Source organism: Ramlibacter pallidus, from assembly GCF_015070875.1.
Lineage (GTDB): Bacteria > Pseudomonadota > Gammaproteobacteria > Burkholderiales > Burkholderiaceae_C > Ramlibacter > Ramlibacter pallidus.
Genome location: NZ_JADDIV010000005.1, coordinates 216351 through 241303, shown reverse-complemented (window position 1 = coordinate 241303; position 24953 = coordinate 216351). Strand labels below are relative to the sequence as shown.

Below are 24953 nucleotides of genomic sequence, written 5' to 3'. Positions count from 1 at the left end.
CTACGTCAAGCTGTTTCATTGTGCCCCACTTCCGGATGGAAATGGCCTACCCTTGAGTCATGACGTGCGCGGATTTTATTCACATCAGTGAGTCTTTAGGGTGAAACTGCCGTCATCTTTCCGCTCCACCCGTGGGGCGATCAGCCTCGTCCTGGCGCTGCTGGCCGCTCTCGTGCTCATCGGTATCAACGAAACCGGGTACCACCAGTCCGCCCGGGCCCTGGAAAGAATCGAAGAGTACACCCGCACGCGGGACTCGGTGAACCAGCTGCTGCAGAACGTCCTGGACGCCGAGACCGGCTCCCGCGGCTACCTGCTGACGGGCGACCCGCGCTACCTGGAGCCGTACAACGCGGCGGTGGCCGAACTCAGCCACAACCTGGAGAAGATGCGCAGCAACTACCCGGCCGAGGCGCCGGAGTCCGCGACCCTCGCCCAGCTCACGCGCAACGTGCAGCGCAAGCTCGCCGAGATGGACCTGTCGGTGCGCATGCGCAAGCAGGGCAACGAGGAGGCGTGGAAGTTCGTGCTGATGACCGACATCGGCAAGGAACACATGGACGCCATCCGCAGCCAGGCGGGGCGCCTGACCCAGAGCGCCACGGCTTCGATGGACAGCGCGCAGTCGCAGGTGCACCAGTCCCTGCGCCTCGCCCGGCTCGGCATCGCGCTGGTGGCGGCGGCAGCGCTCTTCGCCTTCGCGCTGTACCTGCGGCAGACCACTCGCCTCAAGCTCGCCGACGAGCAGCAGCAGGCCGCGCTGCAGCAGGAGCGCGACCTGCTGGAAAGCCAGGTGCGCGAGCGCACCGCTTCGCTGGCGCAACTGGCCACGCACCTGCAGCAGGTGCGCGAGGAGGAGCGCGGCCACCTGGCCCGCGAACTGCACGACGAACTCGGCGCGCTGCTCACGGCCGCCAAGCTGGATGTCGCGCGCCTCAAGTCCAAGCTGGGCACGCCGCAACCGGAGATCACGCAGCGGTTGCAGCACCTGACGGAAACCCTCAACAGCGGCATCGCGCTGAAGCGCCGCATCATCGAAGACCTGCGGCCGTCCTCGCTGGCCAACCTGGGGCTGACCGCCGCGCTCGAGATCCTCGCGCGCGAATTCTCGGAACGCTCGGGCATCGAGGTGGCGAGCAGCCTCGAGGCGGTGGAGCTCGACGAACAGGTGCAGCTCACCGTGTACCGCATCGTGCAGGAGTCGCTGACCAACGTCGGCAAGTACGCGGAGGCGACGCAGGTCGGCATCAGCCTGCGCGACTACAGCAACCACGTGGAAGTCGAGATCCGCGACAACGGGCGCGGCTTCGACGTCGGCACCATCCGGCCTTCCACGCATGGCCTGGCCGGCATGCGGCATCGCGTCGAAGCCGCCGGCGGACGCCTGACCGTGCACTCCCGGCCGGGCACGGGCGCGCGCATCCTCGCATCGCTGCCCAAGCCCGCCGCGCAGGCCGCTGCCGCCGCCTGACCGGGCCGGCCGTAGTCGCCGTCCTACGCGGGGACCTAGGAGACCGACTACACGCGGTCACGCCCGGCCCTGATCTTGGCGTCGGCGCATATGCCTAAGCTAGCCGCAGGCACGAACTTGCCTGCGTGCCTGTGCGCAGAACCTGATCTTCCGAGGAGAGCCCCCGTGTTGCATTACGCCGTCGTCTTCCTGGTCATCGCCCTCATCGCGGCGGTGCTGGGCTTCGGCGGCATCGCGGCGGGCGCGGCGAGCATCGCGAAATTGCTGTTCTTCGTGTTCGTCGCGCTGGCGGCCGCCGCCTTCGTGATCAGCCTCGCGCGCAAGTCCTAGGCCCAGCCCCACCAACAAACAGAGGACCCGACATGAACGACATCCATCCGCTCGACAGCACCCGCAAGTTGGCTTCCGATGCGCTGGAACGCGCCAGCAGCACCATGAGGGATCTGCGGTCCGGCGTGTCGGACCGCGCCTCCGTCGCTTCCCGCTACATGGGCGACTACGCTCGCACCGGCAAGGACTACGTCGCCGAGCACCCGCTGAAGTCGGCGCTGGTCGCCGCCGCGGTCGGTGCCGTCGTGGCCGGTGTCGTGATCGCGCTGCGCCACCGCCGCGACAACGCCCGCTACTTCTGAGTCCGGGCCCCATGCTGCATCCGATCTTCTCCGTGCTCGTGGCCAAGCCCGAGCTGGTGATGGAACACGTGGCGGGATACGCCTCGCTGATGCGCGAGGAAGCGTCGTCCGTCGGCAAGGAGGTGGCCAAGCGGGCCGTCGCCTGGGGCGTGACGCTGTTTTCCGCCCTGGTGTTCCTGATCCTGGCGGGCGTGGCCGTGATGCTGGCGGCGATCCAGGACCAGTTCCACTGGGCCTTCGTGCTCGTGCCCGCGATCCCGCTGGCGCTCGCACTGGTCGGGTTCAGCGCGGCGCGCAAGCCGCTGCCGGAGAAGGCCTTCACCGAGCTGAAGGCGCAGCTCGACGCCGATGCGCAGGCCCTGCGCGCGATCGGTGCCCGTTCATGAGCGCCGCACAGAGGGAGGTTCTCGCATGAGCGAGGCTTCGGACAAGCTCGCGCGCAGCCGGCAGGCCATCATGGAGCACGTGGCCCGGCGGCAGCGCCACCATGACCCGCGCGAGGAAACCACGCAGGGCTTCGCCACCGGCGCCGACGACGACTGGCGCGACGACGAACCCTACGAGCCCGGCGGCGGCTGGTTCGGCCACCTCAAGCACGTGGTGCGCACCTGGTGGCGCTACCACCCCGCGCAGATGGCGGTCGAACTCGCTTCCCCGCTGATGCGCGGCTACGCCCGGCGCAAGCCGGTGCAGCTGCTCGCCATCTCGCTGGCGGCCGGCGCGGCACTGACCTTCGTGCGCCCGTGGCGGCTGATCTCGCTGACGACCCTGTTGGTGGCGCTGCTGAAGTCCTCGCAGATGTCCCACCTCTTCACCGCGGCGATGTCCGCGGCCGACTACCGGAAGGACGCGCAGCGTCCGGAATGGAAATGAGTGAAACGCAGGCCGGGAAGAACGGTGCGGCTTCCCGGCCTGCTCCCTGCAACCACCGCACTGACCTACAAACGACCCAAGGAAGGGAGTTCCCCATGAAACAGACCCGCGCCATCGCTCTCGCGATCCTCACCGGCATCACCGTCATCGGCACCACGGGCTGCGCAGTCATGCGCGGCCAGACGGACGCCGCGACGTACGTCGACGACCGCGCCATCACCACCGCCGTCAAGGCCAAGCTGCTCGAGGACAAGAGCACCGGCGGCCTGTCGATCAACGTCGACACGCTGAACGGCACCGTGGCCCTGTCGGGCTTCGCGAAGTCGCAGACCGAGAAGGACATGGCCGGCCGCATCGCCGCCAGCACCAAGGGCGTGCGCGAAGTGCGCAACAACCTGGTCGTCCGTCCGTAAGGCACGTTGCAGTACCACGGGCGGCCCCGGCCGCCCGGGCAAGAGGCAGGCGGCCGTCCGGGCGCCTGCCTTTTTCCTTTTGTGTGCCACGAAAAGGAAGAAGATGAAGACCTTCCATTGCCAGTTCTGCGGCCATCCCGTGTTCTTCGAGAACGTGAGCTGCCTGCAGTGCGAGAGCGCCCTCGCCTTCCTGCCGGACCGCCTGAACATCGCGGCGATCGAGCCCGTGGCCGGGGACGGCCAGGAACTCTGGCGTCCCCGCGTGCGCGGCAGGAAGGCCGCGCCGGCGCGCTACCGCCGCTGCGGCAACCATGCGCAGAACGGCTGCAACTTCGCCGTGCCGGCGAATGACCCCAACGCGTTCTGCGTCGCCTGCCGGCTGTCGCGCACCATCCCCGACCTGTCGCAGCCGGAGAACCCCGGGCGCTGGGTGAAGGTCGAAACCGCCAAGCGCCGGCTGTTCTACACGCTCGCGAAGCTGGGCCTGGTCGCGACCTGCCCGCCGGACGGCGCCGCCGACGGCCCGCAGTTCGACTTCCTCGCGGACCTGCCCGGCCAGCCGGTGATGACGGGCCATGCCGCCGGTCTCATCACGATCAACGTGGCCGAAGCGGACGACGACGAACGGGTGCGGCGCCGGCTGCAGATGCACGAGCCCTACCGGACCCTGCTCGGGCACTTCCGGCACGAATCCGGCCACTACTACTGGGACCGGCTGATCGACGAAGGGGGCCGCACCGAAGCGTTCCGGCAGGTCTTCGGCGACGAGCAGCAGGACTATGCCCAGGCCTTGCAGGCGCACTACGAGCGGGGCGGCACCACCGAGGGATGGCAGGACCGCTTCGTGAGCCAGTACGCCACGGCGCACCCCTGGGAGGACTGGGCCGAGACCTGGGCCCACTACCTGCACATGGTGGACCTGCTGGAGACGGCCGCCTCGTACAACATGCGCCTCACGGTCCCGGGCCAGGACCTGGAGGTGGAAGACGTGGTCAATCCGCTGGAGACCGGCCAGCCCGATTTCGACGTGCTGGTGGAGCAGTGGGTGCCGCTCACGCTGCTGGTGAACAGCCTGAACCGCAGCCTGGGCCAGGAGGACGCCTATCCGTTCGCGCTCTCCCCCGGTGCGCTGGAGAAGCTGCGCTACGTGCACGACGTGATCTGCGAGACGCGCTCCGCGTCGCGTTCGCAGGGCGCGCAGCCGCAGCAGGGTGCGTCGGCCACGCCCGTGAAAAAGGCCGCTTGAGCGGCCTTCTCGCGGGTTGCGGGCGGGCGCCCTCAGCCGAGCGTGAGCTGGTTGTCCACGCCCTTGACCTCGCGCACGCTGCGCGCGATGTCGGTGGCGCGCTCCTTGGCCGCCGGGTCCGGCGCGCGGCCGCGCAGCGTGACTTCGCCGTCCTCGCTGTGCACGTCGATCTTCAGCGCGCCGAAGTCCGGGTTGGAGGCCAGTGCCGCCTTCACCTGCTCCGCGATCAGCACGTCCGGGTCCATCACGCTCGTGTCGCCCACGCCCATTCGAACGGCACCGTCGTTGTCCACGCCGGCGGCGGCTTCGGATTGCTTCGCGCCGTCCATGCCCTGCCGGTTGATCTCCACGTTCGCCTGCTCGGGCACCGGCATGTCGGTGTCCTCGATGCGGTCGCCGCATGCGCCCAGCGCCAGCAGCACCGCCAGCGACGACGCTCCCAGCGCCATCCGGCCCAGATCCTTGAACTGCATCTTCTTGCTCCCGACAACGTTCCTTCGTTGACGCCACTCTAGGCACGGGGTGCGGGGGCGCGGGTCGGGGCACGGATGAACCGGCTGTAGGAGAAGCGCAGAGCCGCGGTCAGGCGGAGGCGTCGCCTTCCATGTCGCGCAGGATCCGGTCGAGGCGTTGCGACAGCTGCTCGGTCGACAGCTTCTCGCGGAAGCGCTCCACCATCAGCGGCAGGCTCATCGGGCTGGGGTGGCGCAGCGCGACGAAGTCCAGGCGCTTCGCGCGCATGCGTTCCAGCGTGCCCGCCAGGCGGGAGATCTCCAGCTCCTGGCTCAGCACTTCCTTCTCCGCCTGGGTCAGCAGCAGGTTGCCGGCGTCGTACTTGCGGAATACCTCGAAGAACAGCGCGCTGGAGGCCTGCAGCTGGCGCGTGCTTTTCGGCTGCCCGGGATAGCCGGTGGAGATGAGCCCGGCCACCCGCGCGATCTCGCGGAAGCGCCGCTGCGCGAGCTCCGAGGAGTTGAGCGAGGCCAGCACGTCGTGCAGCAGGTCGGTGCCGGAGAACACGGCCTGGCTCGTCACCGGCTCCACGTCGAAGGGCTCGGCGCTCACCAGTTCGAAGCCGTAGTCGTTGATGGAGATGCTGAAGGTGTTCGGCTTGTCGCGCGCCAGCCGCCAGGCGAGCAGGCTTCCCAGGCCCAGGTGCACGTTGCGGCCCGCGAAGGGATAGATGTACAGGTGCTGACCTTCGCGCGAACGGAAGCCTTCGACCAGCAGCGTATGCGGCGTGGGGATCTTCGACAGCCGCTGCTGCGTCAGCAGCATGGGCCGCGCCGCCTCGAGCTCGGGTTCGTGGAAGTCGCCCTGGGCCGCATCCTGCATCATCTCCAGCACCGCATCGCTCAGCTCGGTGGACAGCGCCATCTTGCTGCCCATCCAGGTCGGCACGGTCCCCTTGTTCTTCGTCGCCTTGCGCACGTAGGCGGCCATGTCGCGCACCCGCACGAACTCCAGCAGGCGGCCGGCGAAGAAGAAGCAGTCGCCGGGCTTCAGCCGGGCGATGAAGCCCTCCTCCATGGTGCCGATGCTGGCGCCCGTCAGGTACTTCACCGAGATCGCCGCGTCGCTGACGATGGTGCCCACGCCGAGGCGGTGGCGGCGCGCGACGCCCGTGTCCCGGACGCGGTACACGCCCTCTGCGTCGGCCACGATGCGGTGGTACTCGGGATAGGCGCCGAGGCTGTCGCCGCCCTGCTCGCAGAAGGCCAGCGCCCAGTCGAACTCCGCGCGGGTGAGCGTCCGGTAGGTCCACGCGCTCGCGACCTCGGCATACAGCGCGTCGGCGCGGAAGCCGCCGCCCAGCGCCACGGTGACCAGGTGCTGCACCAGCACGTCGAGCGGCTTGTCGGGCGGGATGCGCTTCTCCACGCGCCCGGTGCGCGCGGCCCAACGGGCCGCCGCGGCCTCGATGATCTCCATCGTGTTGGTCGGCACCAGCGTGACGCGGCTCGCCCGCCCCGGCGCATGGCCGCTGCGGCCCGCCCGCTGCATCATGCGCGCGACTCCCTTGGCCGAGCCGATCTGCAGCACGCGCTCCACCGGCAGGAAGTCCACGCCCAGGTCGAGCGACGACGTCGCGACCACCGCGCGCAGCGTGCCTTCCTTGAGCCCCTGCTCCACCCACTCCCGGGTCGCCTTGTCCAGGGATCCGTGGTGCAGCGCAATGTGGCCGGCCCAGTCCGGCCGCGCCTCCAGCAGCAGCTGGTACCAGACCTCGGCCTGCGAGCGCACGTTGGTGAACACCAGCGTGGTCCCCGAACGCCCGATCTCCTCCACCACGGGCAGCTGCATGCGGGCGCCGAGGTGGCCGGCCCAGGAATACTTGCCCGGGTCGGGCGGGATCAGCGTGTCGATCACCAGCGTCTTGTCGATGCGGCCCTGCACCAGCCGCGGCGCCGGCACGGGGTCGGGCGCGCACAGCACCTCCATCGCGTTCTCGAGGTTGCCGAGGGTGGCACTGAGCCCCCAGGTCACCAGGCCCGGGTGGAAGGTGCGCAGCCGCGCCAGCGCCAGCTGGGCCTGCACGCCCCGCTTGCTGCCGATCAGCTCGTGCCACTCGTCGATCACGACGTACTCGACGCCGGACAGCTCGTCGCGCGCGTGTTCGCGGGTCAGCATGAGCGTCAGCGACTCGGGCGTCGTCACCAGCACGGTGGGCATGCGCCGGTCCTGCCGCGCACGCTCCGCCGAAGGCGTGTCGCCGGTGCGCAGGCCGATCGTCCAGGCCGGGGCCAGGTCGCGCAGCGGAGCGGCCAGCGCCTTCGCCGTGTCCGACGCAAGCGCGCGCATCGGCGTCAGCCAGATCACGCGCAGCGGTTCGGCGCCACGGCCCCGCGGATGCGCGCGCAGCAGAGCGTCCAGCATGCCGAGCCACACCGCGTAGGTCTTGCCCGAGCCGGTGGTGGCATGCAGCATGCCGCTGCGGCCTTCCGCAATGGCTTGCCACGCCTCCTGCTGGAACGGGAAAGCGGTCCAGCCCTTCCCCTGCATCCATGCTTCGGCGAAGGCACCGGGGGCGTCCGGGGACCCCATCTCAGCCCATCTCCGAGCGCGGACGCGCTCCACGCCGCCGGTTCGCCTTCGGCAATTCGGCGGCGGCGACCATGCCCTCGGCGCGCTCCTGCAGGGTCGACAGCATCGCGTCGAGGCGGCGCACGTCCTGTGCCGCCAGCCCGGACAGGAGCCCCTGGTTGATCTCGGCCACCAGCGGGAAGAGTTCCTCGTGCAGGCGCAGTCCCCGCTCCGTGAGCGCGAGCCGGGCCTGGCGGCGATCGGAAGCGCCCGCTTCGCGCCGGACGAGCTTCTTCGTCACGAGCGAGGTGACCGCCCGCGAAGTACGTGCGCGGTCGAGCTGGATGCGCTCGGCCAGTTCGGAAGACAGCAGGTCCTGCTCCTGCGCCAGCCGCGCGATCACGCGCCACTCGCGGCGGGTGATGCCGAAGCGCCCTTCGCACAGGCGGATGACCATGCTGCCGCCGACCGACACGAGCCGGCCGAGCTTGTACAGCAGCAGGTCGTCGAGCCCCGCGGGGGCGCGCAGGCGCGGCACGGTCATCAGGGTTTGCGCGGACGATGATTGATTTGAACAATCGATTGTCGCCGGAATACAGTGGGCTGGCCCCGTGCCGAGGAGACCCGCATGAACCGAAGGACCGCCCTCGCCGCCCTGCTCGCAACCGCCGCCGGCGGCGTGCTGGCGCAGGAGGCCCCGTTGCGCATCGTGTCGGGCTACGCGCCCGGCGGCTCCACCGACCGCGTTGCGCGCATCGTCGCCGACAGGCTGCAGGCGAGGCTCGGCACGCCCGTGGTGGTGGAGAACCGGCCCGGCGCCGGCGGCCGCCTGGCCGCGCAGCAGCTGAAGTCCGCGCGCCCCGGCGACAACGTGCTGATGATCGGCAACCCCGCGGTGATGGTGGTGGCGCCGCTGGTCTTCCGCGACAACGGCTACGACCCCGAACGCGACTTCGTGCCGGTCGCGCACGTCAACGACTACGAGTTCGCGCTGGCGGTGGCGACCGCGGTGCCGGTGCGCGAACTCGCCCACCTGCTCGCGTGGCTGCGCGCCAATCCCGAGAAAGCCAATTTCGGCGTGCCGGCCACCGGCAGCCTGCCGCACTTCTTCGCGCTGATGACGGGCGAGAAGGCGGGCGTGAAGGCGCAGGTGGTGGGCTACCGCGGCTCCGCTCCCTTGCTCAACGACCTCCTCGGCGGCCAGGTGCCGGTGGCTTTCGACACCTTCGAGACCCTGCTGCCGCAGCACGAGGGCAGCAAGCTGCGCATCCTGGCGACGTCGGGCGCGAAGCGTTCGCCCCATGCGCCGGGGGTGCCGACGTTCAAGGAAGCCGGCCTCGACCTCGTGGCCACGGGGTGGAACGCATTCTTCGCACCGGCCGCGATGCCCGCGGCGCGCGTGGCACAGTACTCGGAGTTGATCCACCAGGTGATGCGGGAGCCGGACACGCAGCGCCGCTACGCCGAACAGAAGATGACGCCGGTGGCGGCCACGCAGGCCCAGACCGTCGCCATGCTCAAGGCCTACCGCGCGCAATGGGCGCCGGTGGTGCGCCAATCGGGCTACCAGCCCTGAACCATGGAAGCGAGATGAACCGACTGATCGCCGCGGCGGCACTGGCCGCCGCCTGTGCCGCCGCCCCCGCCTTCGCCCAGGGCAGCTGGCCCGCCAAGCCCGTGAAGATCGTCAACAACTTCCCGCCCGGCGGGCCGTCGGACACGATCGCGCGCTCCGTCGCCGACGTGCTGCAGCAGCAGCTGAAGCAGCCCTTCGTGGTGGAGAACCGGGCGGGCGCCAGCGGCAACATCGGCGCCGATGCGGTTGCCAAGGCGGCCGCCGACGGCCACACCGTCCTCTTCGGCATCGACACGACCTTCACGGTCAACCCGCACATCTACAAGGGCCTGCCTTTCAAGCCGGCGGACCTGCGTCCGGTGATGGTCATGGCCTCGTCCGGCCTTCTCGTGGGCGTGAACCCCTCCACCGGCTTCCGGAGCCTGCAGGACCTGGTGGCCGCCGGCAAGGCGCGTCCGGTCACCTTCAGCTCCGCCGGCAGCGGCAGCCCCGGCCACCTGGCCGCAGAAGTGATCACGGATGCCGCCGGCGTGAAGATCACGCACGTGCCGTACAAGGGCAACACGCCCGCCGTGACCGCGGTGCTCTCCGGCGAAGTCGACGCCGGCGTGCTGGCCACGCCGGGCATGCTGCCGCACGTCAAGGCGGGCAAGATCACCGCGCTGGCCGTGACCAGCCGCAAGCGGTCGACGCTGGCGCCCGAGATCCCGACCGTCGCCGAAGCGGGCCTGCCGCAACTGGAGCAGGAAGTCCTCTACGTGGCGATGGTGCCGGCCGCGACGCCCGAGCCCGTGGTGCAGGCCCTGCAGAAGCACCTGGCCGATGCGCTGGCGAGGCCGGATGTGCGGGCCCGCCTGCAGAACCTGGACCTGTTCTACGAGGGCCTCACCGGCGCCGCCGCGTCCAGGCGGATGGCAGACCTCTCGGAACGCTACGGCAAGGTGATCCGCGCCACCGGCATGAAGGTGGAATGATGGCGGCCCGGCGTCCCAACATCGTCTTCATCGTCGCCGACGACCTCGGCTTCGCGGACCTGGGCTGCTACGGCGGCCGCGATGCCGGCTTCGGCCCGGTCTCGCCGAACCTCGATGCGCTGGCGGCCGGCGGTATCCGCTTCACGCAAGGCTACGCGAACTCGCCGGTGTGTTCGCCCACGCGCTTCGCGCTGATGACGGCGCGCTACCAGTACCGGCTGCGCGGCGCGGCGGAAGAGCCGATCAGCAGCAGGAGCCGCGGCAGCACCACCCTGGGCCTGCCGACGGACCACCCGACGCTGCCGTCCCTGCTGAAGGCAGCGGGCTATCGCACCGCCCTCGTCGGCAAGTGGCACCTGGGGTACCCGCCCACGTTCGGCCCGCTGCGCTCCGGCTACGACGAGTTCTTCGGCCCGATGTCGGGCGGCGTCGACTACTTCACGCACTGCAGCTCGAACGGCCAGCACGACCTGTGGTTCGGCGAGGCGGAACGGGCGGAGGAAGGCTACCTCACCGACCTGCTGTCGCGGCGCGCCGTGGAGTACATCGACCGCATGGCCACCGGCGCCGCGTCGGACGCACCCTTCTTCCTCAGCCTGCACTACACGGCGCCGCACTGGCCCTGGGAAACGCGGGACGACGCCGCGCTGGCGCAGGAAGTGAAGTCCAACCTGTTCCACCTGCACGGCGGCAACATCCACACCTACCGTCGCATGATCCACCACATGGACGAAGGCATCGGCTGGGTGATGGACGCCCTGCGCCGCCACGGCCTCGCCGACGACACGCTCGTGGTCTTCACCAGCGACAACGGCGGCGAACGCTTCTCGGACAACTGGCCGCTCGTGGGCGGCAAGATGGACCTCACCGAAGGCGGCATCCGCGTGCCCTGGATCGCGCACTGGCCGGCGCGCATCCGCCCGGGGCTGGAGAGCGCGCAGCCCTGCATGACGATGGACTGGTCCGCCACGATGCTCGAAGCCTGCGGCGCGCCGGCGGACCCGGCCTATCCGCTGGACGGCGTTTCCCTGCTCCCGGTGCTGGACGATCCCGCGCGAGCCTTCGCACGGCCGCTGTACTGGCGCATGAACCATCGCGGCCAGCGCGCCTACCGCGACGGCCCGTGGAAGTACCTGCGCGTCGACGGGCACGACTACCTGTTCCACTTGCCCGCCGACGAAAGGGAGCGCGCCAACCTGGCGGGCCGCGACCCGCAGCGCCTGGCGGCCATGCGCGAGGCGTGGGAGGAATGGAACGCGACGATGCCGCCCATCCCGGAGGATGCGACGGTCAGCCTCGGCTACTCCGTCAAGGACATGCCGCAACGCTGACGCCGGTGCGGCCAAGGCATACTCGGCGGCGATGTCCAAGCTGACCCGCTGGTTCCCCTTCCTCGCCTGGCCCCGCCCCGATGCGCGCCTGCTGCGCGGCGAGACCATCGCGGCCCTCACGGTGGCGGTGGTGATGATCCCGCAATCGGTCGCCTATGCGGGCCTTGCCGGCATGCCGCTGGTGACCGGCCTCTACGCCACCTTCCTGCCCGCCCTGGTCGCGGTCCTCTTCAGCGCTTCGACCCGCCTGTCGGTCGGGCCGTCGGCCCTCAGCAGCGTGCTGGTCAGCGCCTCGCTGCTGGGCATGGCGCAACCGGGGAGCGCCACGTGGGTGATGCTCGCGGTCTGGCTCGCGTTGATGGCGGGCGGGATCCAGCTCCTGGTGGGGCTCACGCGTTCAGCCTGGGTGCTGAACCTCGTGAGCTCGCCGGTGCTCGCCGGCTTCAGCCAGGCCGCGGCCCTGCTGATCATCGCCTCGCAGCTGCCGACGCTGTTCGGCCTGCAGGGCCCGCTCTCCACGCTGCTGGAGGGCCCGCGCTTCGATTTCCAGGCCATGGCCTACGGGCTCGTGAGCCTCGCGCTCTTCATCGGCGCGCGGCGCGTGGCACCGCGCTTTCCCATCATGCTGGTGGCGCTCGCCGTCGGCGGGCTGGTCGCGCTGCTCACCGGCTATTCGCGTTCGGGCGCGGTGGTCGGCCCGCTGCCGCAGGGCCTGCCCGCGTTCTACTGGCCCGGCTGGCCGGGCTGGGAACAGTTCTCCACCCTGATCGCGCCGGCGCTGGTGCTGACGCTCGTGAGTTCGCTGGAGATGGCGGCCAGCGCCAAGATCGAGAACCAGCGCGAAGGCCGCCGCTGGGACGCGAGCCAGGACCTGGTGGGACAGGGCGCGGGCAAGCTCGCCTCGGCGTTCTCCGGCGCGTTCGCCACCAGCACGTCCTTCTCGCGGTCGGCGCTCACGCTCTATGCCGGCGCGAAGACCGGCTGGGCCACGGTCATCGCCAGCGGCTTCGTGCTGCTGGTGCTGCTGCTGCTCACCCCCGCGCTGTCGCACGTTCCCCAGGCGATCCTGGCCGCGGTCGTCGTCGCCGCGGTGTCCAGCCTGTTCAAGCCGCGCACCCTGCTCGCGCTGTGGCAGGTCGACCGCGTCGAAGCGATGACCGCGGGGGCGACGTTCCTCATCACGATCCTCACGGCGCCGCGCATCTACTGGGGTGTGCTCACGGGGGTGCTGCTGGGCCTGTCGCATTTCCTGTACCTGCGGCTGCACCCGCGCATCATCGAGGTGGGGCTGCACCCGGACGGCAGCCTGCGCGACCGCCACCTGTGGAAGCTGGCGCCGCTGGCGCCGCAGCTCTATGCGCTGCGCATGGATGCCGAGCTCGACTTCGCCTCGGCCACCGCCATGGAGCGCGAGATCGTGGAGCACCTGGCGGCGCATCCCGACGTGCGGCACGTCTGCCTGTTCGCGCAGCCGATCAACCGCGTCGACGCCACCGGCGTGGAAATGTTCGCGCAGTTGCGCAAGCTGCTGTCCGAGCGCGGCGTGACCCTGCACATCGTCGGCATCAAGCTGCCCGTGGAGCGCGTGCTGGCGCGCGCCGGCGCGCTCGACGAAGGCCCGCTGCTGAAGACCTACCGCACGGACACCGAGGCGCTGCTGGCCTTCGGCCGCCTCGGCCCCTGAGTCACTTCGGCCGCGGCGCGGGCAGCCGGCTGCCCGGCGCGCTGAGTTCGCCGCGCCGCAGCTGCGCCACCGCGTCCACCAGTGCGCGCGCGGCGTTGCGGACTTCCTCCTGCACGGCCTCGTCCGCATCCAGCGCGGCGTGGCTCGTGGCATAGGGTTCGTAGTAGCCGATGTAGCGGTCCAGGCGCGCCTTCGGGCCCGCGTCCACCAGCCCCATCCAGTCCAGCCAGTCGCAGGTCGCGCGGCGCGTGCCTTCGATGCCGGCCACGTCGCCGTGCACCACGACGCCATACGCGCGTCCCGCGAGGTGTTTCGGGTAGTCCCAGCCTTCGAGCTCCAGCGCCTTCGCCCTGGCAGGGTCCTTGCCGCCGGTGCGGGTGGGATCGGGATTCCCGCCGTCCGCGCAGACCAGGCGGTCCATCATCAGCTTGAGGGGGCTCGCCACCTGGTACCAGTGCGTCGGGGTCACGAGCAGCACGCCGTGCGCCGACACCCAGCGTTCGTAGATCTCGTTCATCCAGTCGTTCACCTGGCCCTGCCCGTGGTTCGGATAGCAGCTGCACGGCCAGTGGCACAGGGGCATGGCGGTGGAAACGCAGCCCTTGCACGGGTGGATGTGGCGGCGGTAGTCGGAGGTGAGCAGGCTCAGGTCCAGGAAGTCGCATTCGATCCGCGCGGACTCCACTTCGGCCTGCGCGATGCGCGCGAGCCGCCAGCTCTTGGACGCTTCGCCCGGGCAGGTGCCGTCGTTGCGCGAGGCGCAGTTGACCACCAGGATGCGCGACGGCGTGGCCGCTTCGCCCCATCGGGCCTGCGCCGCGCGCAGCTTCTCGCGCGCCTCGTACCACTCGACGGACAGGTCGTAGTCGGGGTCGGCGAACTCCGGGCCGGCCTTGCGCGTGAGCGGCGCCTTGCGGCCCTCGTGGAAGGCGTCCCACGCGATCGCCTCGATGCGGTCCAGCGCTTCGCCTTCCGCGCGGAAGGCCGGATCGACGAAGTTGGCGAGGAAGCGGCGGCGGAATTCCTCGCGCGGATGGGGCGGCGGCGCCTGGCCGGTGCGGACATCCGGCTTCACGTGGCGCCCAGCATCGTGACGGCGCAGATCTTCGCCGCGTCGCCCGTCAGGCGCACGAGGTACACGCTTTCCTCCGCGCGCCCGACGTCGCGCCCCTGCGCGTCGAGGTAGGGCCAGCGCACGCGCACGGCCGCGAGCCGGGGCGTGTACCACTCGGTGTGCTGCACGTCCGCCCGCGTGCCGGTGACGCCCTGGCGCGTGTACTGCTCCGTGGCCCCGCCGAAGAAGGCGGCGACCTCGTCCAGCGTGGCGACGGCGCGGCTGCCGTCTTCCGCGACCACGAGGGCCGGGACCTCCCAGCACGCAGCGGCGCCCGGACCGTCGCCGGTCGTGAACGCTTGCGCGAAGCGCTGCAGCAGGGTGCGCACGGCCTCGTCGTTGCCCTTCATGGCGGTCTCCTTGCGATGACGGCAAGGCTAGCGGAAACCGGCCCGGCGGTGGGGCCGCCGTAACAGCCGTGCAGCCTGCTCAGCCGCGGCGCAGCGGGCGCCAGGCGAGCAGCGCATAGACCGCCAGGTTGAAGGCCACGAGGCCGGCCCCCAGGGTCCATTGCAGCTCGCGCGTCAGCCCGGCCGGGTAGAGCACAGGCAGCAGGTAGTGCTCGACGAAGCCGCCCGCGTAGGCTTCCGCGCCCGCGGCGGCCCGCAGGTGGTTCTCGAGGGGCGTCAAAGGGCAGATGCGCCCGGAGAATTCGACGAAGGCGGCCCAGCCGAGCGCCGGCAGGTGCAGCCAGGGCACCCAGCGCCAGCGGAACGCCAGCAGGCCGCCGCCCACCGCGAACGCGACGAACAACAGGTGGAACAGCACCACCGCGTCGGCGAGCACGCGCCAGGCCATGTCAGGCACTCACGATCCAGCCTTCGAGCGGATCGAGGTCCTCCGGCAGGCCATAGCGCGGCGCGCCGTGTTGCGCGGCCCAGGCGGCCTGCACCAGGCACAGCACCGCGTCCAGGCTGTCGCCGCTCGCGTCTTCCGCCAGCGCATCGCGTTGCGCATGGGTCAGCTTCAGGCGCAGGCCGAGGCGCGTGCGGCCCTGCTCCAGCGCGGTGACCAGGTCCTTGCGCGCGATCAGGCGCTCGGGTGTCTGCTTGGCCTTCTCGTCGCTCTTGTAGCTGCGGCGGCCGATCAGTTCGCGCGCGAGCAGCCCGGGATAGGCCTCGAGCGCCACCCGCTGCGGGTCGCCTTCGTGCAGCCCGGGGATGTGCACGCCGGCTTCGAGCAACAGCGGCACGGCGGCGTGCAGCATGTACGCCACCGGCGGGTTCACCCACTTCATCGAGGGGCTGGAACCGGCGAGCTTGTCGAAGCGGCGATGCGCGAACTTGGAACCCGCCGGCCGCGCGGCGCAGTACGCCGCGAAGGTCTCGCGGATCTGCGGACGCGTGAGGCTGGCGTAGTGGCGCATGCACTCCCGCCAGCCGGTGGGCCAGCCGAGATGCTCCACGAGTTCGCGCGGCAGGCCGAAGGGGAAGTCGAAGCCGCCGACCCAGGCTTGCGGTTCGCGCAGCCAGGCACCGAAGGCCGGCAGCGACCCGATCTTCTCCAGCCGCGTGAGCTGCACGCGTCCCGCGGCGGCCGTGCCGATGGCGAGCACGACCGGCTTGCGCCGCGTCGGCGTGCTGGAGAAGTCGCAGCCCAGGAGCATCATGGCTAGCCCAGCGCGAGCGCCATGACGCCGGCGGCGATGCAGGTCGCCCCCAGCAGGCGCAGCCAGCGGTCGCCCTCGCCGAGGAGCTGCCCGCCGATCAGCGCCGCGAACAGCATCGAGACCTCGCGCGCGGGCGCGACGTGCGACAGCGGCGCCACCTGCATGGCATACAGCACGAGCACGTACGAGATGGGGCTCACGATGCCGACGAACAGCGCGTACTTCCATTGCGCGCGCCAGTGCACGCGCGCGGCGGGCAGGTCGCGCGCCACGGAAGGCGCGAGCACGAAGATGCGCAGCACGGCGCCCATGTAGTCGACGAGGATCGGCGAGATCAGCGCGATCTTCACCGCGTAGCCGTCCACCACCGTGTAGGCGGCGATGAAGGCGCCCGTGACGACGCCGTAGACCATCCCCTTGTGCAGGCGCTCGCGCGCCGCGGGGTCATGGCCGCGCCGCCACAGCGCCGGCCCGCCCGCCACCAGGAACACGCCGCCCACCACGGCCACGATGCCGAGCGCGCCGAGCGCGGAGATGCGCTCGCCCAACAGCACGATGGCGGCGACCGACGACATCAGGGGCCCGGAGCCCCGCGCCAGCGGGTACACCACGGTGAGGTCGGCCTTGCGGTAGCCGCGCAGCAGGAACAGGTAGTACGCGCTGTGCAGCAGCGCGCTGGCGGCGACGAGGGCCCATTCCCTGGCGCCCCAGCCCGGCACGTGGCGCCAGGCCAGCCAGACGCCCAGCGGGCCCCAGGCGACGATGACGATGGCGGTGGTGAAGGCGGCGAAGCGGATGTCGCCGCCGGCCTTCTTGGCCGCGATGTTCCAGCTGGCGTGGATCAGCCCGGCCAGCAGCACCAGGGCCAGCGCGCCGGGCGGCATGCGGCGCGGGGCTTCAGCTGCGGCCGCAGATCGCGGCGGTGGCCATCAGGTCCTCGAGCAGCGCCAGCGAGACCTTGCCGGACACGGCGTAGGGGTCGAGCTCCGGCTTCTCCGAGTACTTCAGCAGGATCGAGTGATTGAGCTTGGAGATGTTCACCTGGCCCATCGTCCAGCCGCCGAAGCGCCGCTCGAGAATCTCCTCGTAGTGCAGCAGCGCGACGTCCTTGTGGCGCGGGTCCTTCTGGATGGTGCCGAACAGCTCGCTCACCTGCATGCGGCCGCCCTCGATGGCCTGCAGGAAGATGCCGCCGCCGTAGCAGAGGATGCCGGTGATGCCGCTGACCGGGTTGTGCTCGCGCGCCTTGTCGAGGATCGCCTCGATGGCGGCGGGGCTGCTGTCGACGGCGCGGCTGCAATAGAGAAGGCGGACGAGCATGAGCATCAATCCTTGTTCGGGATCAAGGCGAGGAATTCGCGCCGCAGCGCGGAGTCCTTCAGGAACGCGCCGCGCATCACCGAGTTGATCATCTTGCTGTCCAGGTCCTTCACGCCGCGCCAGGCCATGCAGTAGTGCCGCGCCTCCATCACGATGGCCAGGCCGTCCGGCTGCGTCTTTTCCATGATCAGGTCGGCCAGCTGCACCACGGCCTCTTCCTGGATCTGCGGCCGGCCCATGATCCATTCGGCCAGGCGCGCGTACTTCGACAACCCGATGACGTTGGTGTGCTCGTTGGGCATCACGCCGATCCACAGCTTGCCGATGACCGGGCACAGGTGGTGGCTGCAGGCGGAACGCACGGTGATCGGGCCGACGATCATCAGCTCGTTCAGGTGTTCGGCGTTGGGGAACTCGGTGATCGCCGGCGCCTTGACATAGCGGCCGCGGAACACCTCGTTCAGGTACATCTTGGCCACGCGCCGCGCGGTGTCGGCGGTGTTGTGGTCGTTGGTGGTGTCGATGACCATGCTGTCCAGCACGGCCTGCATCTTCTGCTCCACCTCGTCGAGCAGCGCTTCCATCTCGCCCGGCTCGATGAATTCGGCGATGTTGTCGTTCGAATGGAAACGCTTGCGCGCCGCCACGACGCGCTCGCGGATCTTGACCGACACCGGCGTGCCTTCATCGGGCGTGCCGGGGGTGAGCTGGCTGGACGGATCGGCTTTCATGAGCATGGGGAACTGTAACACCGCCTTGCTTCCCGGCAGCGGGACGGGTCAATGGGTGGCGAAGGGCCCGGATATTGGACGGAGCGCTACAACAATCCTAGCGCCTCGGGGCGCCGTGGATCCTCTCCAGGGCTTCCCGGTCCGTCATCCGCGGCGGCCTGGCGGCCGCGGCCGCATCCGGCGCGGGTTGATGGTCCACCCCGAACAGGCGGTGCATCGACGCGTTGCAGTCATCATAGTCCCCGGCGGACGGCCGCGGCTGGCGCCGCGCCGCTTCGTCCCGCAGGTAGCTCATGATCGACTGCGGATCCTCGTGCTTGTGCGGCAGGCCGAGGACGTGCCCCATCTCGTGGATCAGGACCGACAGCATGTGGCCTTCGTGGAAACGCGGCTTGAGCGCGATGCCGCTGGAAAGGCTGCCGGTGCCGGCGATCCCGCTGCGGGCATCCGCCGGGTGCGCGAGCCGCATGTACTCGGGCGCCCAGCGCACCGGCACGTGCTCCGGCGTGCCCGGCAGGCGGGCCGGCCGGCGGCCGCCATAGGCGAGGCGCACGTTGCAGCCGGCGTTCCAGGCGGCGATCGCGGCCTGCAGGTCCGCCTCCATCTGCGCCGAGGAGAACCCGACCGGCTCGTCCTTCGGGTCGTAGTAGAAGGTCATGGCGGCCACCTTGGGTGGCGTGTAGCCCTTCCACGCGCTCTGGCGCGGCGCCGCCGGCGTGGCGGGCGCGTCGTCGCGCAGCTTCACCCGCGTCTCGGTCGCACCTTGCTCGCACGGTACGGCCTGGAAGGCCACCTTGCCACCGGGCGCCAGGCAGCGGAACACCGGCTGGGCCCCGACGGCAGGCGCCGCGCCCAGCACGGCGAGCGGCACGAGGAGGAAGCGGAGGCCAAGACGCATGCCCTCAGAGCTTAAGGAGCGCCTCCAGGTCCTGCAAGCTGTTCGCCTCGTGCAGCGGCTTGTCGTGGCGGATGCGCAGCATCCGCGGGAAGCGCACGGCGATGCCGCTCTTGTGCCGCCCGCTGCGGTTGATGCCCTCGAAGCCCAACTCGAACACCAGGCTGGGCTTCACGCTGCGCACGGGGCCGAACTTCTCGATCGTGTTCCTGCGGATGATCGCGTCGACCTGCCGGAACTCCTCGTCGGTCAGGCCCGAGTAGGCCTTGGCGAACGGCACCAGCTGCAGTGCTTCGGGCTGCGCAGGCTCCTTGCGCGCGATCGCTTCGAGCACGGCGTCGGCTTCGGCCTTGTCGACCGGCGGACGGTTCCACACCGCAAAGGTGTAGTCGGTGTAGACCGACGCGCGGCGCCCGTGGCCCGCCTGCGCGTAGACCAGCACGCAGTCGATGGTCATGGGATCGATCTTCCACTTCCACCAGAGACCTTCGGCCTTGGTCCGCCCCGTGCCGTACGCGGCGTCCAGGCGCTTGAGCATGAAGCCCTCGACGCCGCGCTCGCGCGACTGCTCGCGCCGGCGGGCGAACGCCAGCCAGGAGGTGTCGGTCTCGACGGGCGACAGCTTGAAGCCGGTGCCCGCGAGCAGGGCTTCGAGCCGCTGCCGGCGTTCGCGCTGCGGCAGTGCGCGAACGTCCACGCCGTCCTGCTCCAGCAGGTCGTACGCCATGAAGCTGACGGGCGCGTCGGCGAGCACCTTCTTCGTCAGGTTCTTGCGGCCGATGCGCTGCTGCAGCAGGGCGAAGGGCGCGGGACCCGGCACGATCTCGCCGGTTGCCGGATCGGCCGCCTCCTTCCACACCAGGATCTCGCCATCGAGCACCGTCCCGTCCGGCAGGGCCTGCGCCAGCGCCTCGATCTCGGGGAAGCGCTCGGTCACCAGTTCCTCGCCGCGCGACCAGATCCAGGTCTTGCCGCCGCGGCGCACCACCTGTCCGCGGATGCCGTCGTACTTCCACTCCACCATCCAGTCGCTGACCGGGCCGAGCCGCGCGGTGAAGAGCTCCGCCGGCAGGTCGAGCTGGTGCGCCAGGAAGAAGGGATAGGGCTGGCCTTCGTCGCGTTGCTCCGGCACGCCCTCCTCGGCGCGCGCGATGAGGGCCTCGTATCGTTCCGGCGAAGGCAGCGACTTGCCGTCGGTGTAGCCCATCATGCGCTGCGCCACGCGCTTGGCGTCGATGCCCGCGTGCGTGGCAAGCGCCCGCTGCACCAGCAGCTTGCTGACGCCGACGCGGAAGCCGCCGCCCACCAGCTTGGTGAGCAGGAACCGTCCGAGCGTGTCGAGCTCGCGCCAGTAGCCGGCGACGCGCTGCGCCACTTCCTCGTCCGGCAGGCCGCGCAGCGGCAGCAGCCGGTCCTCCACCCACTCGGCCAGGCCGACGTCCGAGGGCTCGTCCCCGCGCGGCAGCACCAGCGCGATCGTCTCGGCGAGGTCGCCAACCGACTGGTAACACTCGTCGAAGAGCCAGTCCTCGATCTGCGCGATGTGGCAGGCGAGCCCGACGAGCGACCCGGTCTTCACCACCTGCCGCGGCTTGCCGCCCGCGAGGAAGTACACGGCCCAGGCCGCGTCGCGCGGCGGGGCCTCGTCGAAGTAGCGCGTGAGCGCCTCCACCTTCTCGTTGGTGGAAGTGGTGGCATCCAGCTCGCTGAACAGGCGGGAGAAGCGTTTCATCCTTCAGCGGAAGTAGCCGCGGGTGATCATCAGCACGAACAGGCCCATCACGCCGAGGAAAGCGGGGATGCCGAGCGCGAACCAGAGGGCGAAGCGGCGATGGAAGCGCGCGTCGAGCCGTCCCACGGTCCCCGCGCGCTGCGCCGCATTGCGCAGCTGCACCTGCAGGGCGACGACGGGCAGCCAGCAGGCACCGACGAAGACGTAGAGCACCAGCACCCACAGCAGCCAGGCATCCGGCCACTGCCCGCCGGTCATGCGCCAGAGGAAGTAGCCGGTGACGGGTTGCAGCACGGCCGCCGTCGCCGTGAAGACGGTGTCGGCGATCACGGTCAGGCGCAGCACCCCCGGATCAGCCCGATGTCGCCTTCCTGCATGCCGCGCCGGTACCCGAACCAGGCGAAGAAGGCGATGCCGAGGCCGGTGCCGAACAGCAACGCGGCGCCGACCAGGTGCAGCCACTTGAGGACGAGGTAGGTCACCGGGACGCCTCCTGCCAGGCCCGTACCTCGGACGCGTGCGCCGCCAGGAAGCGGCGCATCCGCGCGAAACGCTTGCGCGTCTGCCAGTCGAAGGCGGCCTTCGCGACGGGGTCGAGCACCCACCGCAGCGGCCGCGGCGCGGTTTCGAAGCTGTAGGTGTAGACCATCACGGAGCGGCTTTCGTCGATCGGCTGGTGCCGCATGGAAGCCGCCCAGCGGGCGAACGGGAAGGCGCGGCCGCGCATCTTCGCCGCGGCCACCCGGGGACGGTCGTACGCGATGAACTCGGTCTGCATCGACAGCGGGCGCAGCAGGCCGCCCCGGCGTTCTCGGTGACCGCCCCCACGTACGGGCAGGGCGCGCCGCCGAGGACATGCGTGGCGTGCACCAGCGAATCCCAGCGTGCCCGCCAATGATGGTAGTGGAAAGCGTCGAACACCACGTCGGCCGCCGCCGGCATGTCGAACTCGAAGCGCTCATGCACCATGGCCGGCCTCCGGTTCCTCCAGGACCTCGGTGCGCATGTTCCACCGCGAGAACTCCGGCGCGAACTCGAACAGCGCCAGTTCGCCCATGCACGCCCTCGCACCTGGGGCCAGGCCTTCGCCGCGGGCCAGGCGCCGCGCCAGCAGGATGGCCGCCATGCAGGGGATCTCCGGGCCATGGTGGTCGCCCGCGGTGAGATGCCAGGCCAGTTGCAGCGGCACCCCTCCATCACCTTCACCGCGCAGCCGGACCACCATGCCGCCCTGGGGGGTGCCGAGCCGGTCGAACACCTTTCCCGCCTCGTGCATCAGCGCCGGCAGGGCACGCTGTCCCAGCGGCACGCCGAAGCGACGCAAGGCGGCCAGGCCCGCGAAGGCGGACTGCGTCAGGCCCACCTCGAGCGCCGCCCGGAACATCACGTCGCGCACGCCGGCATACCGCGCCGGGAACAGTTCCAGGTCGGGGATGTCGCACAGCGCCCCGCGCCGCGGCTTCAGCCGCGCGAACCGGATGGGCTGGGGATCGGCCCAGCCGCGCAACTGCTGCCAGCGGCCGTCCTTCCAGACCTGCACGGGCGTGCCGCAGTAGCTGAGGACCCCGGCGATCGTGGCGGGACCCCGCGGTGCCTGCTGCGCCGGCGCGATGCAGAAGTCGATCGCGTCGAGTCGCGCGAACCGGGGGCGCAGGGCATCGACCACCGCGGACGACAAGGCCGGCACGGTGCTGGCGCCGGTGATCGCGCAGCGTCTGGCCTGGCGGAAGGTCGCATCGAGGCCACCCGCGAAGTCGCAGACGAAACGGCGGCCGTCGGCGAGGTCGATGTAGTGGCAACCGGCGGCGGCCGCGGCGCGTGCCACGGCATAGCCCTGGTCCTGGAAGGGACCCGCCGTGTGGATCACCAGCTGGGCGCCGAGCGCACGCAGCCTGTGCGCCAGGCCGGCGTCGCCGGTGTCGAGCACCGCCGCGGCCGCGCCCAGCGGACCCGCCAGGGACTGCGCGCGCGCCAGGTCGCGTCCGGCCACGACCAGCGCGATGGCGGGATCGCCCGCGAGGGCACGGACGATGCGTGCGCCGAAGTTGCCGTAGCCCCCCAGCACGACGACCTTCATGCGCCCTCCCCCGCCGGCAGCTGCAGGTCCGCCTCCACGACGTCGTCGCCATACTCCGTCTCGAACGCCTCCGCCTGCAGCCCGCGCTCGCGCAGGTGGCGCACCATCACGGGCACGCTGCCATGGGTGACGATGACGCGCGGCGCGCCGGTGGCCTCGATCGCGGACATCAGGCCCGGCCAGTCCGCGTGGTCCGACAGCACGAAGCCGCGGTCGTAGCCGCCACGCCGGCGGTTGCCGCGCACCTGCATCCAGCCGCTGGCGAAGGCCGTCTGCGCATCGCCGAAGCGGCGCATCCACGGGCTCGCCGCGGCGCCCGGGGGACACACCACCAGGCAGCGCCGCAGGTCCGCCTTGTCGGCGACTTCCGTGACGAGCCGCGTGTCCGGCAGCGGCACGCCGGCCGCGCGATAGGCCGCGTTGAGGGGCTGCACCGCGCCGTGCACGATCACGGGGCCGATCGACGGGTCAATGCCGCTCAGCACGCGCTGCGCCTTGCCGAAGCTGTAGCAGCAGAGCACGCTCGCCCTGCCGTGGCTGGCGTTGCGCGCCCACCAGGCGTTGACGTCCGCGAAGATCTCCTCGTCGGGACACCAGCGGTAGATCGGCAGGCCGAAGGTCGACTCGCTGATGAACACGTCGCAGCGCACGGGCTCGAAGGGGGCGCAGGTCGGGTCGGGCGCCACCTTGTAGTCGCCGCTGGCCACCCACACGCGGCCGCCGTGTTCCAGCCGGACCTGCGCGGAGCCGAGCACATGGCCGGCCGGATGCAGCGACAGCGTCACGCCGTGGTGCTGCAGCCTTTCGCCGTAGCGCGCGACCTGCAGGTGGATGTCGCCGAGCCGCGTGCGCAGCACGCCCTCGGCGTCGGCCGAAGCGAGATAGTGGCCGCTGCCGTAGCGTGCGTGGTCGGCATGCGCATGCGTGATCACCGCGCGCGGCACCGGGCGCCAGGGATCGATGTAGAAGTCGCCGGGCGGGCAGTACAGCCCTTCCGGGCGCTGGACGATGAGGTCTTCCATGGCTAGAGGTACTTCTTGCCCTGCACCAGCAGCGCCAGCCGCATCAGCACCAGCGCCACCCACTCCTTGGCACGGGTCGCGCGGGAGCGGTTGTCGTAGGCGGCGGCCTCCATGCGGCGGCCCTCGTGCTGCACCGCATGCAGCAGGCGCTGGCGCAGCCGGTGCGCGAAGGCGCGGTCCTCGACGATCACGTTGGCCTCGCGCGCGAGCAGGAGCGACAGCGGATCGAGGTTCGAGGACCCGACCGTGGCCCAGTGCCCGTCGACCACGGCGACCTTGGCGTGCAGGAAGCTGGGCTCGTACTCGGTGATCTCCACGCCGGCCCGCAGCAGCGCGCCGAACACCGGCCGCGAGGCGTAGTACTGCATGAAGTACTCGTAGCGGCCCTGCAGCAGCAGCCGCACGTGCACGCCGCGGCGCGCCGCGTTGACCAGGGCGCGCCGCATGCGCGCGCCCGGCACGAAGTACGCATTGGCGATGATCACTTCGCGGTGCGCCCGCCCGATGGCCCGGAGGTAGGCGCGCTCGATCACGGCGCGGTTGCGCAGGTTGTCCCGCAGCAGCAGGGCCGCCTTGGCCCGCGGCAGGCCGTGGCTGAGCACCGGCGGCGCGGGAACCGCCGCGCGGGTGCCGGACGCGCGCAGGGAGGTGAGCGTGCCGCGCAGGTGCGCCGACCGCAGCCGCCGCACGGCCTCGATCCGGCGCCAGAGCCGCTCCATGGTCTCCTGCATGCGCGCCACCAGCGGCCCGGTGACGCGCACGGCGAAGTCCAGGCGCGGTGCTTCCAGCGCGCCGTGGTTCGGGTCGTGGAAGTCGTCCAGGATGTTGATGCCGCCGCAGAAGCCCACCGCGCCGTCCACCACGCACAGCTTGCGGTGCAGGCGCCGCCATTGCCCGGGCCACAGCAGCCCCAGCGTGCCGGTGGGCGAATAGACGTGCCACTGCACGCCCGCCATCTCCAGCCGCTGCAGCTGCGCCGGCGGCAGGTCGCCGGAACCCAGGCCGTCCACCACCACCTGCACCGCCACGCCGCGGCGGGCGGCGCGTTCCAGCGCGTAGGCCACCTCCGCGCCGCTCTCGTTGAAGTCGAAGATGTAGGTCTCGAGCCGGACCTCGCGCAGCGCGGCGTCGATCGCCGTCACCATCGCGGGGAAGAGCTCGACGCTGCCTTCCAGCAGCTGCAGGTGGTGGCCGCTGCGCAGGGGTGGAATGCCGTGCGCCATGCCGGG

At 70.8% G+C, this 24953-nt stretch carries 29 protein-coding genes; 11 read left to right on the top strand and 18 right to left on the bottom strand.

Annotation, left to right across the window (positions count from 1 at the left end):
- Positions 1 to 100: 100 nt before the first annotated feature.
- The 7 genes from IM787_RS18115 (at position 101) to IM787_RS18085 (ending at position 4635) form a co-directional block, all read left to right on the top strand.
- A complete protein-coding gene (locus IM787_RS18115; RefSeq protein ID WP_354004443.1) occupies positions 101 to 1471 on the top strand; it encodes a CHASE3 domain-containing protein in 1371 nt (456 codons plus the stop codon).
- A 165-nt stretch (positions 1472 to 1636) separates the two neighbouring features.
- On the top strand, positions 1637 to 1801 hold the full coding sequence (locus tag IM787_RS18110) for a DUF1328 family protein (RefSeq protein ID WP_193678110.1): 165 nt from the start codon (positions 1637 to 1639) through the stop codon (positions 1799 to 1801).
- 32 nt (positions 1802 to 1833) lie between these two features.
- Positions 1834 to 2103 carry a glycine zipper domain-containing protein gene (locus tag IM787_RS18105; protein WP_193678109.1) on the top strand — a complete coding sequence of 90 codons (270 nt, stop codon included), beginning with the start codon at positions 1834 to 1836 and terminating at the stop codon, positions 2101 to 2103.
- Positions 2104 to 2114: 11 nt separating this feature from the next.
- Positions 2115 to 2489 (top strand): phage holin family protein, encoded by a 375-nt coding sequence (locus IM787_RS18100; protein ID WP_193678108.1) that lies wholly within the window; start codon positions 2115 to 2117, stop codon positions 2487 to 2489.
- A 25-nt stretch (positions 2490 to 2514) separates the two neighbouring features.
- Complete coding sequence (locus tag IM787_RS18095; RefSeq protein WP_193678107.1) at positions 2515 to 2976, top strand: hypothetical protein; 462 nt, start codon at positions 2515 to 2517, stop codon at positions 2974 to 2976.
- A gap of 95 nt (positions 2977 to 3071) precedes the next feature.
- The gene (locus IM787_RS18090) at positions 3072 to 3389 is read left to right on the top strand and encodes a BON domain-containing protein (RefSeq protein ID WP_193678106.1); all 318 of its coding nucleotides are present in this window, start codon (positions 3072 to 3074) and stop codon (positions 3387 to 3389) included.
- A gap of 103 nt (positions 3390 to 3492) precedes the next feature.
- A complete protein-coding gene (locus IM787_RS18085; protein ID WP_193678105.1) occupies positions 3493 to 4635 on the top strand; it encodes a zinc-binding metallopeptidase family protein in 1143 nt (380 codons plus the stop codon).
- 32 nt (positions 4636 to 4667) lie between these two features.
- Here IM787_RS18085 and IM787_RS18080 read toward each other — a convergent pair whose 3' ends face one another.
- The 3 genes from IM787_RS18080 to IM787_RS18070 all read right to left on the bottom strand — a co-directional run bounded on the left by IM787_RS18080 (position 4668) and on the right by IM787_RS18070 (position 8203).
- The gene (locus tag IM787_RS18080; RefSeq protein ID WP_193678104.1) at positions 4668 to 5108 is read right to left on the bottom strand and encodes a BON domain-containing protein; all 441 of its coding nucleotides are present in this window, start codon (positions 5106 to 5108) and stop codon (positions 4668 to 4670) included.
- A 109-nt stretch (positions 5109 to 5217) separates the two neighbouring features.
- Positions 5218 to 7680: a ligase-associated DNA damage response DEXH box helicase gene (locus IM787_RS18075; RefSeq protein WP_193678103.1), complete on the bottom strand. Its 2463-nt coding sequence runs from the start codon at positions 7678 to 7680 to the stop codon at positions 5218 to 5220.
- Position 7681: 1 nt separating this feature from the next.
- Positions 7682 to 8203 (bottom strand): MarR family winged helix-turn-helix transcriptional regulator, encoded by a 522-nt coding sequence (locus IM787_RS18070; RefSeq protein WP_193678102.1) that lies wholly within the window; start codon positions 8201 to 8203, stop codon positions 7682 to 7684.
- Between the two features lie 84 nt (positions 8204 to 8287).
- Between IM787_RS18070 and IM787_RS18065 the strand changes: the two genes are divergently transcribed.
- The 4 genes from IM787_RS18065 to IM787_RS18050 are packed head-to-tail and all read left to right on the top strand — an operon-like array spanning position 8288 to position 13224.
- Entirely contained in the window at positions 8288 to 9235 is a 948-nt protein-coding gene (locus IM787_RS18065; protein ID WP_193678101.1) for a tripartite tricarboxylate transporter substrate-binding protein, read from the top strand.
- 14 nt (positions 9236 to 9249) lie between these two features.
- Positions 9250 to 10209, top strand: a complete 960-nt coding sequence (locus IM787_RS18060) for a Bug family tripartite tricarboxylate transporter substrate binding protein (RefSeq protein ID WP_193678100.1) — start codon at positions 9250 to 9252, stop codon at positions 10207 to 10209.
- Positions 10209 to 11540 (top strand): sulfatase family protein, encoded by a 1332-nt coding sequence (locus IM787_RS18055; protein ID WP_193678099.1) that lies wholly within the window; start codon positions 10209 to 10211, stop codon positions 11538 to 11540. Before IM787_RS18060 ends, IM787_RS18055 begins: the two co-directional genes overlap by 1 nt.
- A gap of 31 nt (positions 11541 to 11571) precedes the next feature.
- Positions 11572 to 13224 (top strand): SulP family inorganic anion transporter, encoded by a 1653-nt coding sequence (locus tag IM787_RS18050; RefSeq protein ID WP_193678098.1) that lies wholly within the window; start codon positions 11572 to 11574, stop codon positions 13222 to 13224.
- A gap of 1 nt (position 13225) precedes the next feature.
- On the opposite strand, the gene IM787_RS18045 is transcribed toward IM787_RS18050, so the two are convergent.
- From IM787_RS18045 to clsB, 15 genes are all read right to left on the bottom strand, one after another.
- Entirely contained in the window at positions 13226 to 14299 is a 1074-nt protein-coding gene (locus IM787_RS18045; RefSeq protein ID WP_193678097.1) for a flavodoxin family protein, read from the bottom strand.
- Entirely contained in the window at positions 14296 to 14688 is a 393-nt protein-coding gene (locus IM787_RS18040; protein ID WP_193678096.1) for a DUF6841 family protein, read from the bottom strand. The genes IM787_RS18045 and IM787_RS18040 overlap by 4 nt, the downstream gene beginning before the upstream one ends.
- Positions 14689 to 14767: 79 nt before the next feature.
- Positions 14768 to 15136: a DUF2784 domain-containing protein gene (locus IM787_RS18035; protein ID WP_193678390.1), complete on the bottom strand. Its 369-nt coding sequence runs from the start codon at positions 15134 to 15136 to the stop codon at positions 14768 to 14770.
- Position 15137: 1 nt separating this feature from the next.
- A complete protein-coding gene (locus tag IM787_RS18030) occupies positions 15138 to 15947 on the bottom strand; it encodes a DUF429 domain-containing protein (protein ID WP_193678095.1) in 810 nt (269 codons plus the stop codon).
- 2 nt (positions 15948 to 15949) lie between these two features.
- Positions 15950 to 16831, bottom strand: coding sequence for a DMT family transporter (locus IM787_RS18025; protein ID WP_193678094.1), 882 nt, complete (start codon positions 16829 to 16831; stop codon positions 15950 to 15952).
- A 13-nt stretch (positions 16832 to 16844) separates the two neighbouring features.
- Positions 16845 to 17267 carry a BLUF domain-containing protein gene (locus IM787_RS18020; protein ID WP_193678093.1) on the bottom strand — a complete coding sequence of 141 codons (423 nt, stop codon included), beginning with the start codon at positions 17265 to 17267 and terminating at the stop codon, positions 16845 to 16847.
- Between the two features lie 5 nt (positions 17268 to 17272).
- Complete coding sequence (folE, locus tag IM787_RS18015) at positions 17273 to 18004, bottom strand: GTP cyclohydrolase I (protein ID WP_435531170.1); 732 nt, start codon at positions 18002 to 18004, stop codon at positions 17273 to 17275.
- A gap of 91 nt (positions 18005 to 18095) precedes the next feature.
- Positions 18096 to 18896 carry a DUF4124 domain-containing protein gene (locus IM787_RS18010; protein WP_193678092.1) on the bottom strand — a complete coding sequence of 267 codons (801 nt, stop codon included), beginning with the start codon at positions 18894 to 18896 and terminating at the stop codon, positions 18096 to 18098.
- A 4-nt stretch (positions 18897 to 18900) separates the two neighbouring features.
- The gene (locus tag IM787_RS18005) at positions 18901 to 20625 is read right to left on the bottom strand and encodes an ATP-dependent DNA ligase (RefSeq protein WP_193678091.1); all 1725 of its coding nucleotides are present in this window, start codon (positions 20623 to 20625) and stop codon (positions 18901 to 18903) included.
- Positions 20626 to 20628: 3 nt separating this feature from the next.
- Positions 20629 to 20970: a DUF2269 family protein gene (locus IM787_RS21585; RefSeq protein ID WP_354004441.1), complete on the bottom strand. Its 342-nt coding sequence runs from the start codon at positions 20968 to 20970 to the stop codon at positions 20629 to 20631.
- Entirely contained in the window at positions 20958 to 21107 is a 150-nt protein-coding gene (locus IM787_RS21690; RefSeq protein ID WP_354004440.1) for a DUF2269 family protein, read from the bottom strand. The genes IM787_RS21585 and IM787_RS21690 overlap by 13 nt, the downstream gene beginning before the upstream one ends.
- Positions 21104 to 21403, bottom strand: coding sequence for an SRPBCC family protein (locus tag IM787_RS21580; RefSeq protein ID WP_227494469.1), 300 nt, complete (start codon positions 21401 to 21403; stop codon positions 21104 to 21106). Before IM787_RS21580 ends, IM787_RS21690 begins: the two co-directional genes overlap by 4 nt.
- Positions 21404 to 21583: 180 nt before the next feature.
- Complete coding sequence (locus IM787_RS17995) at positions 21584 to 22702, bottom strand: saccharopine dehydrogenase family protein (RefSeq protein WP_193678090.1); 1119 nt, start codon at positions 22700 to 22702, stop codon at positions 21584 to 21586.
- Positions 22699 to 23724 (bottom strand): ligase-associated DNA damage response exonuclease, encoded by a 1026-nt coding sequence (locus IM787_RS17990; RefSeq protein ID WP_193678089.1) that lies wholly within the window; start codon positions 23722 to 23724, stop codon positions 22699 to 22701. Before IM787_RS17990 ends, IM787_RS17995 begins: the two co-directional genes overlap by 4 nt.
- 2 nt (positions 23725 to 23726) lie before the next feature.
- A complete protein-coding gene (gene clsB / locus IM787_RS17985; RefSeq protein WP_193678088.1) occupies positions 23727 to 24947 on the bottom strand; it encodes a cardiolipin synthase ClsB in 1221 nt (406 codons plus the stop codon).
- Positions 24948 to 24953: the final 6 nt, after the last annotated feature.

Coding starts and splice junctions, on each gene's coding strand:
- IM787_RS18105 (WP_193678109.1), top strand. CDS start 1,834: ATGAACGACATCCATCCGCTCGACAGCACCCGCAAGTTGGCTTCCGAT.
- IM787_RS18100 (WP_193678108.1), top strand. CDS start 2,115: ATGCTGCATCCGATCTTCTCCGTGCTCGTGGCCAAGCCCGAGCTGGTG.
- IM787_RS18095 (WP_193678107.1), top strand. CDS start 2,515: ATGAGCGAGGCTTCGGACAAGCTCGCGCGCAGCCGGCAGGCCATCATG.
- IM787_RS18090 (WP_193678106.1), top strand. CDS start 3,072: ATGAAACAGACCCGCGCCATCGCTCTCGCGATCCTCACCGGCATCACC.
- IM787_RS18085 (WP_193678105.1), top strand. CDS start 3,493: ATGAAGACCTTCCATTGCCAGTTCTGCGGCCATCCCGTGTTCTTCGAG.
- IM787_RS18080 (WP_193678104.1), bottom strand. CDS start 5,108: ATGCAGTTCAAGGATCTGGGCCGGATGGCGCTGGGAGCGTCGTCGCTG.
- IM787_RS18075 (WP_193678103.1), bottom strand. CDS start 7,680: ATGGGGTCCCCGGACGCCCCCGGTGCCTTCGCCGAAGCATGGATGCAG.
- IM787_RS18070 (WP_193678102.1), bottom strand. CDS start 8,203: ATGACCGTGCCGCGCCTGCGCGCCCCCGCGGGGCTCGACGACCTGCTG.
- IM787_RS18065 (WP_193678101.1), top strand. CDS start 8,288: ATGAACCGAAGGACCGCCCTCGCCGCCCTGCTCGCAACCGCCGCCGGC.
- IM787_RS18060 (WP_193678100.1), top strand. CDS start 9,250: ATGAACCGACTGATCGCCGCGGCGGCACTGGCCGCCGCCTGTGCCGCC.
- IM787_RS18055 (WP_193678099.1), top strand. CDS start 10,209: ATGGCGGCCCGGCGTCCCAACATCGTCTTCATCGTCGCCGACGACCTC.
- IM787_RS18050 (WP_193678098.1), top strand. CDS start 11,572: ATGTCCAAGCTGACCCGCTGGTTCCCCTTCCTCGCCTGGCCCCGCCCC.
- IM787_RS18040 (WP_193678096.1), bottom strand. CDS start 14,688: ATGAAGGGCAACGACGAGGCCGTGCGCACCCTGCTGCAGCGCTTCGCG.
- IM787_RS18035 (WP_193678390.1), bottom strand. CDS start 15,136: ATGGCCTGGCGCGTGCTCGCCGACGCGGTGGTGCTGTTCCACCTGTTG.
- IM787_RS18030 (WP_193678095.1), bottom strand. CDS start 15,947: ATGATGCTCCTGGGCTGCGACTTCTCCAGCACGCCGACGCGGCGCAAG.
- IM787_RS18025 (WP_193678094.1), bottom strand. CDS start 16,831: ATGCCGCCCGGCGCGCTGGCCCTGGTGCTGCTGGCCGGGCTGATCCAC.
- IM787_RS18020 (WP_193678093.1), bottom strand. CDS start 17,267: ATGCTCGTCCGCCTTCTCTATTGCAGCCGCGCCGTCGACAGCAGCCCC.
- folE (WP_435531170.1), bottom strand. CDS start 18,004: ATGCTCATGAAAGCCGATCCGTCCAGCCAGCTCACCCCCGGCACGCCC.
- IM787_RS18010 (WP_193678092.1), bottom strand. CDS start 18,896: ATGCGTCTTGGCCTCCGCTTCCTCCTCGTGCCGCTCGCCGTGCTGGGC.
- IM787_RS18005 (WP_193678091.1), bottom strand. CDS start 20,625: ATGAAACGCTTCTCCCGCCTGTTCAGCGAGCTGGATGCCACCACTTCC.
- IM787_RS21580 (WP_227494469.1), bottom strand. CDS start 21,403: ATGCAGACCGAGTTCATCGCGTACGACCGTCCCCGGGTGGCCGCGGCG.
- IM787_RS17995 (WP_193678090.1), bottom strand. CDS start 22,702: ATGAAGGTCGTCGTGCTGGGGGGCTACGGCAACTTCGGCGCACGCATC.
- IM787_RS17990 (WP_193678089.1), bottom strand. CDS start 23,724: ATGGAAGACCTCATCGTCCAGCGCCCGGAAGGGCTGTACTGCCCGCCC.
- clsB (WP_193678088.1), bottom strand. CDS start 24,947: ATGGCGCACGGCATTCCACCCCTGCGCAGCGGCCACCACCTGCAGCTG.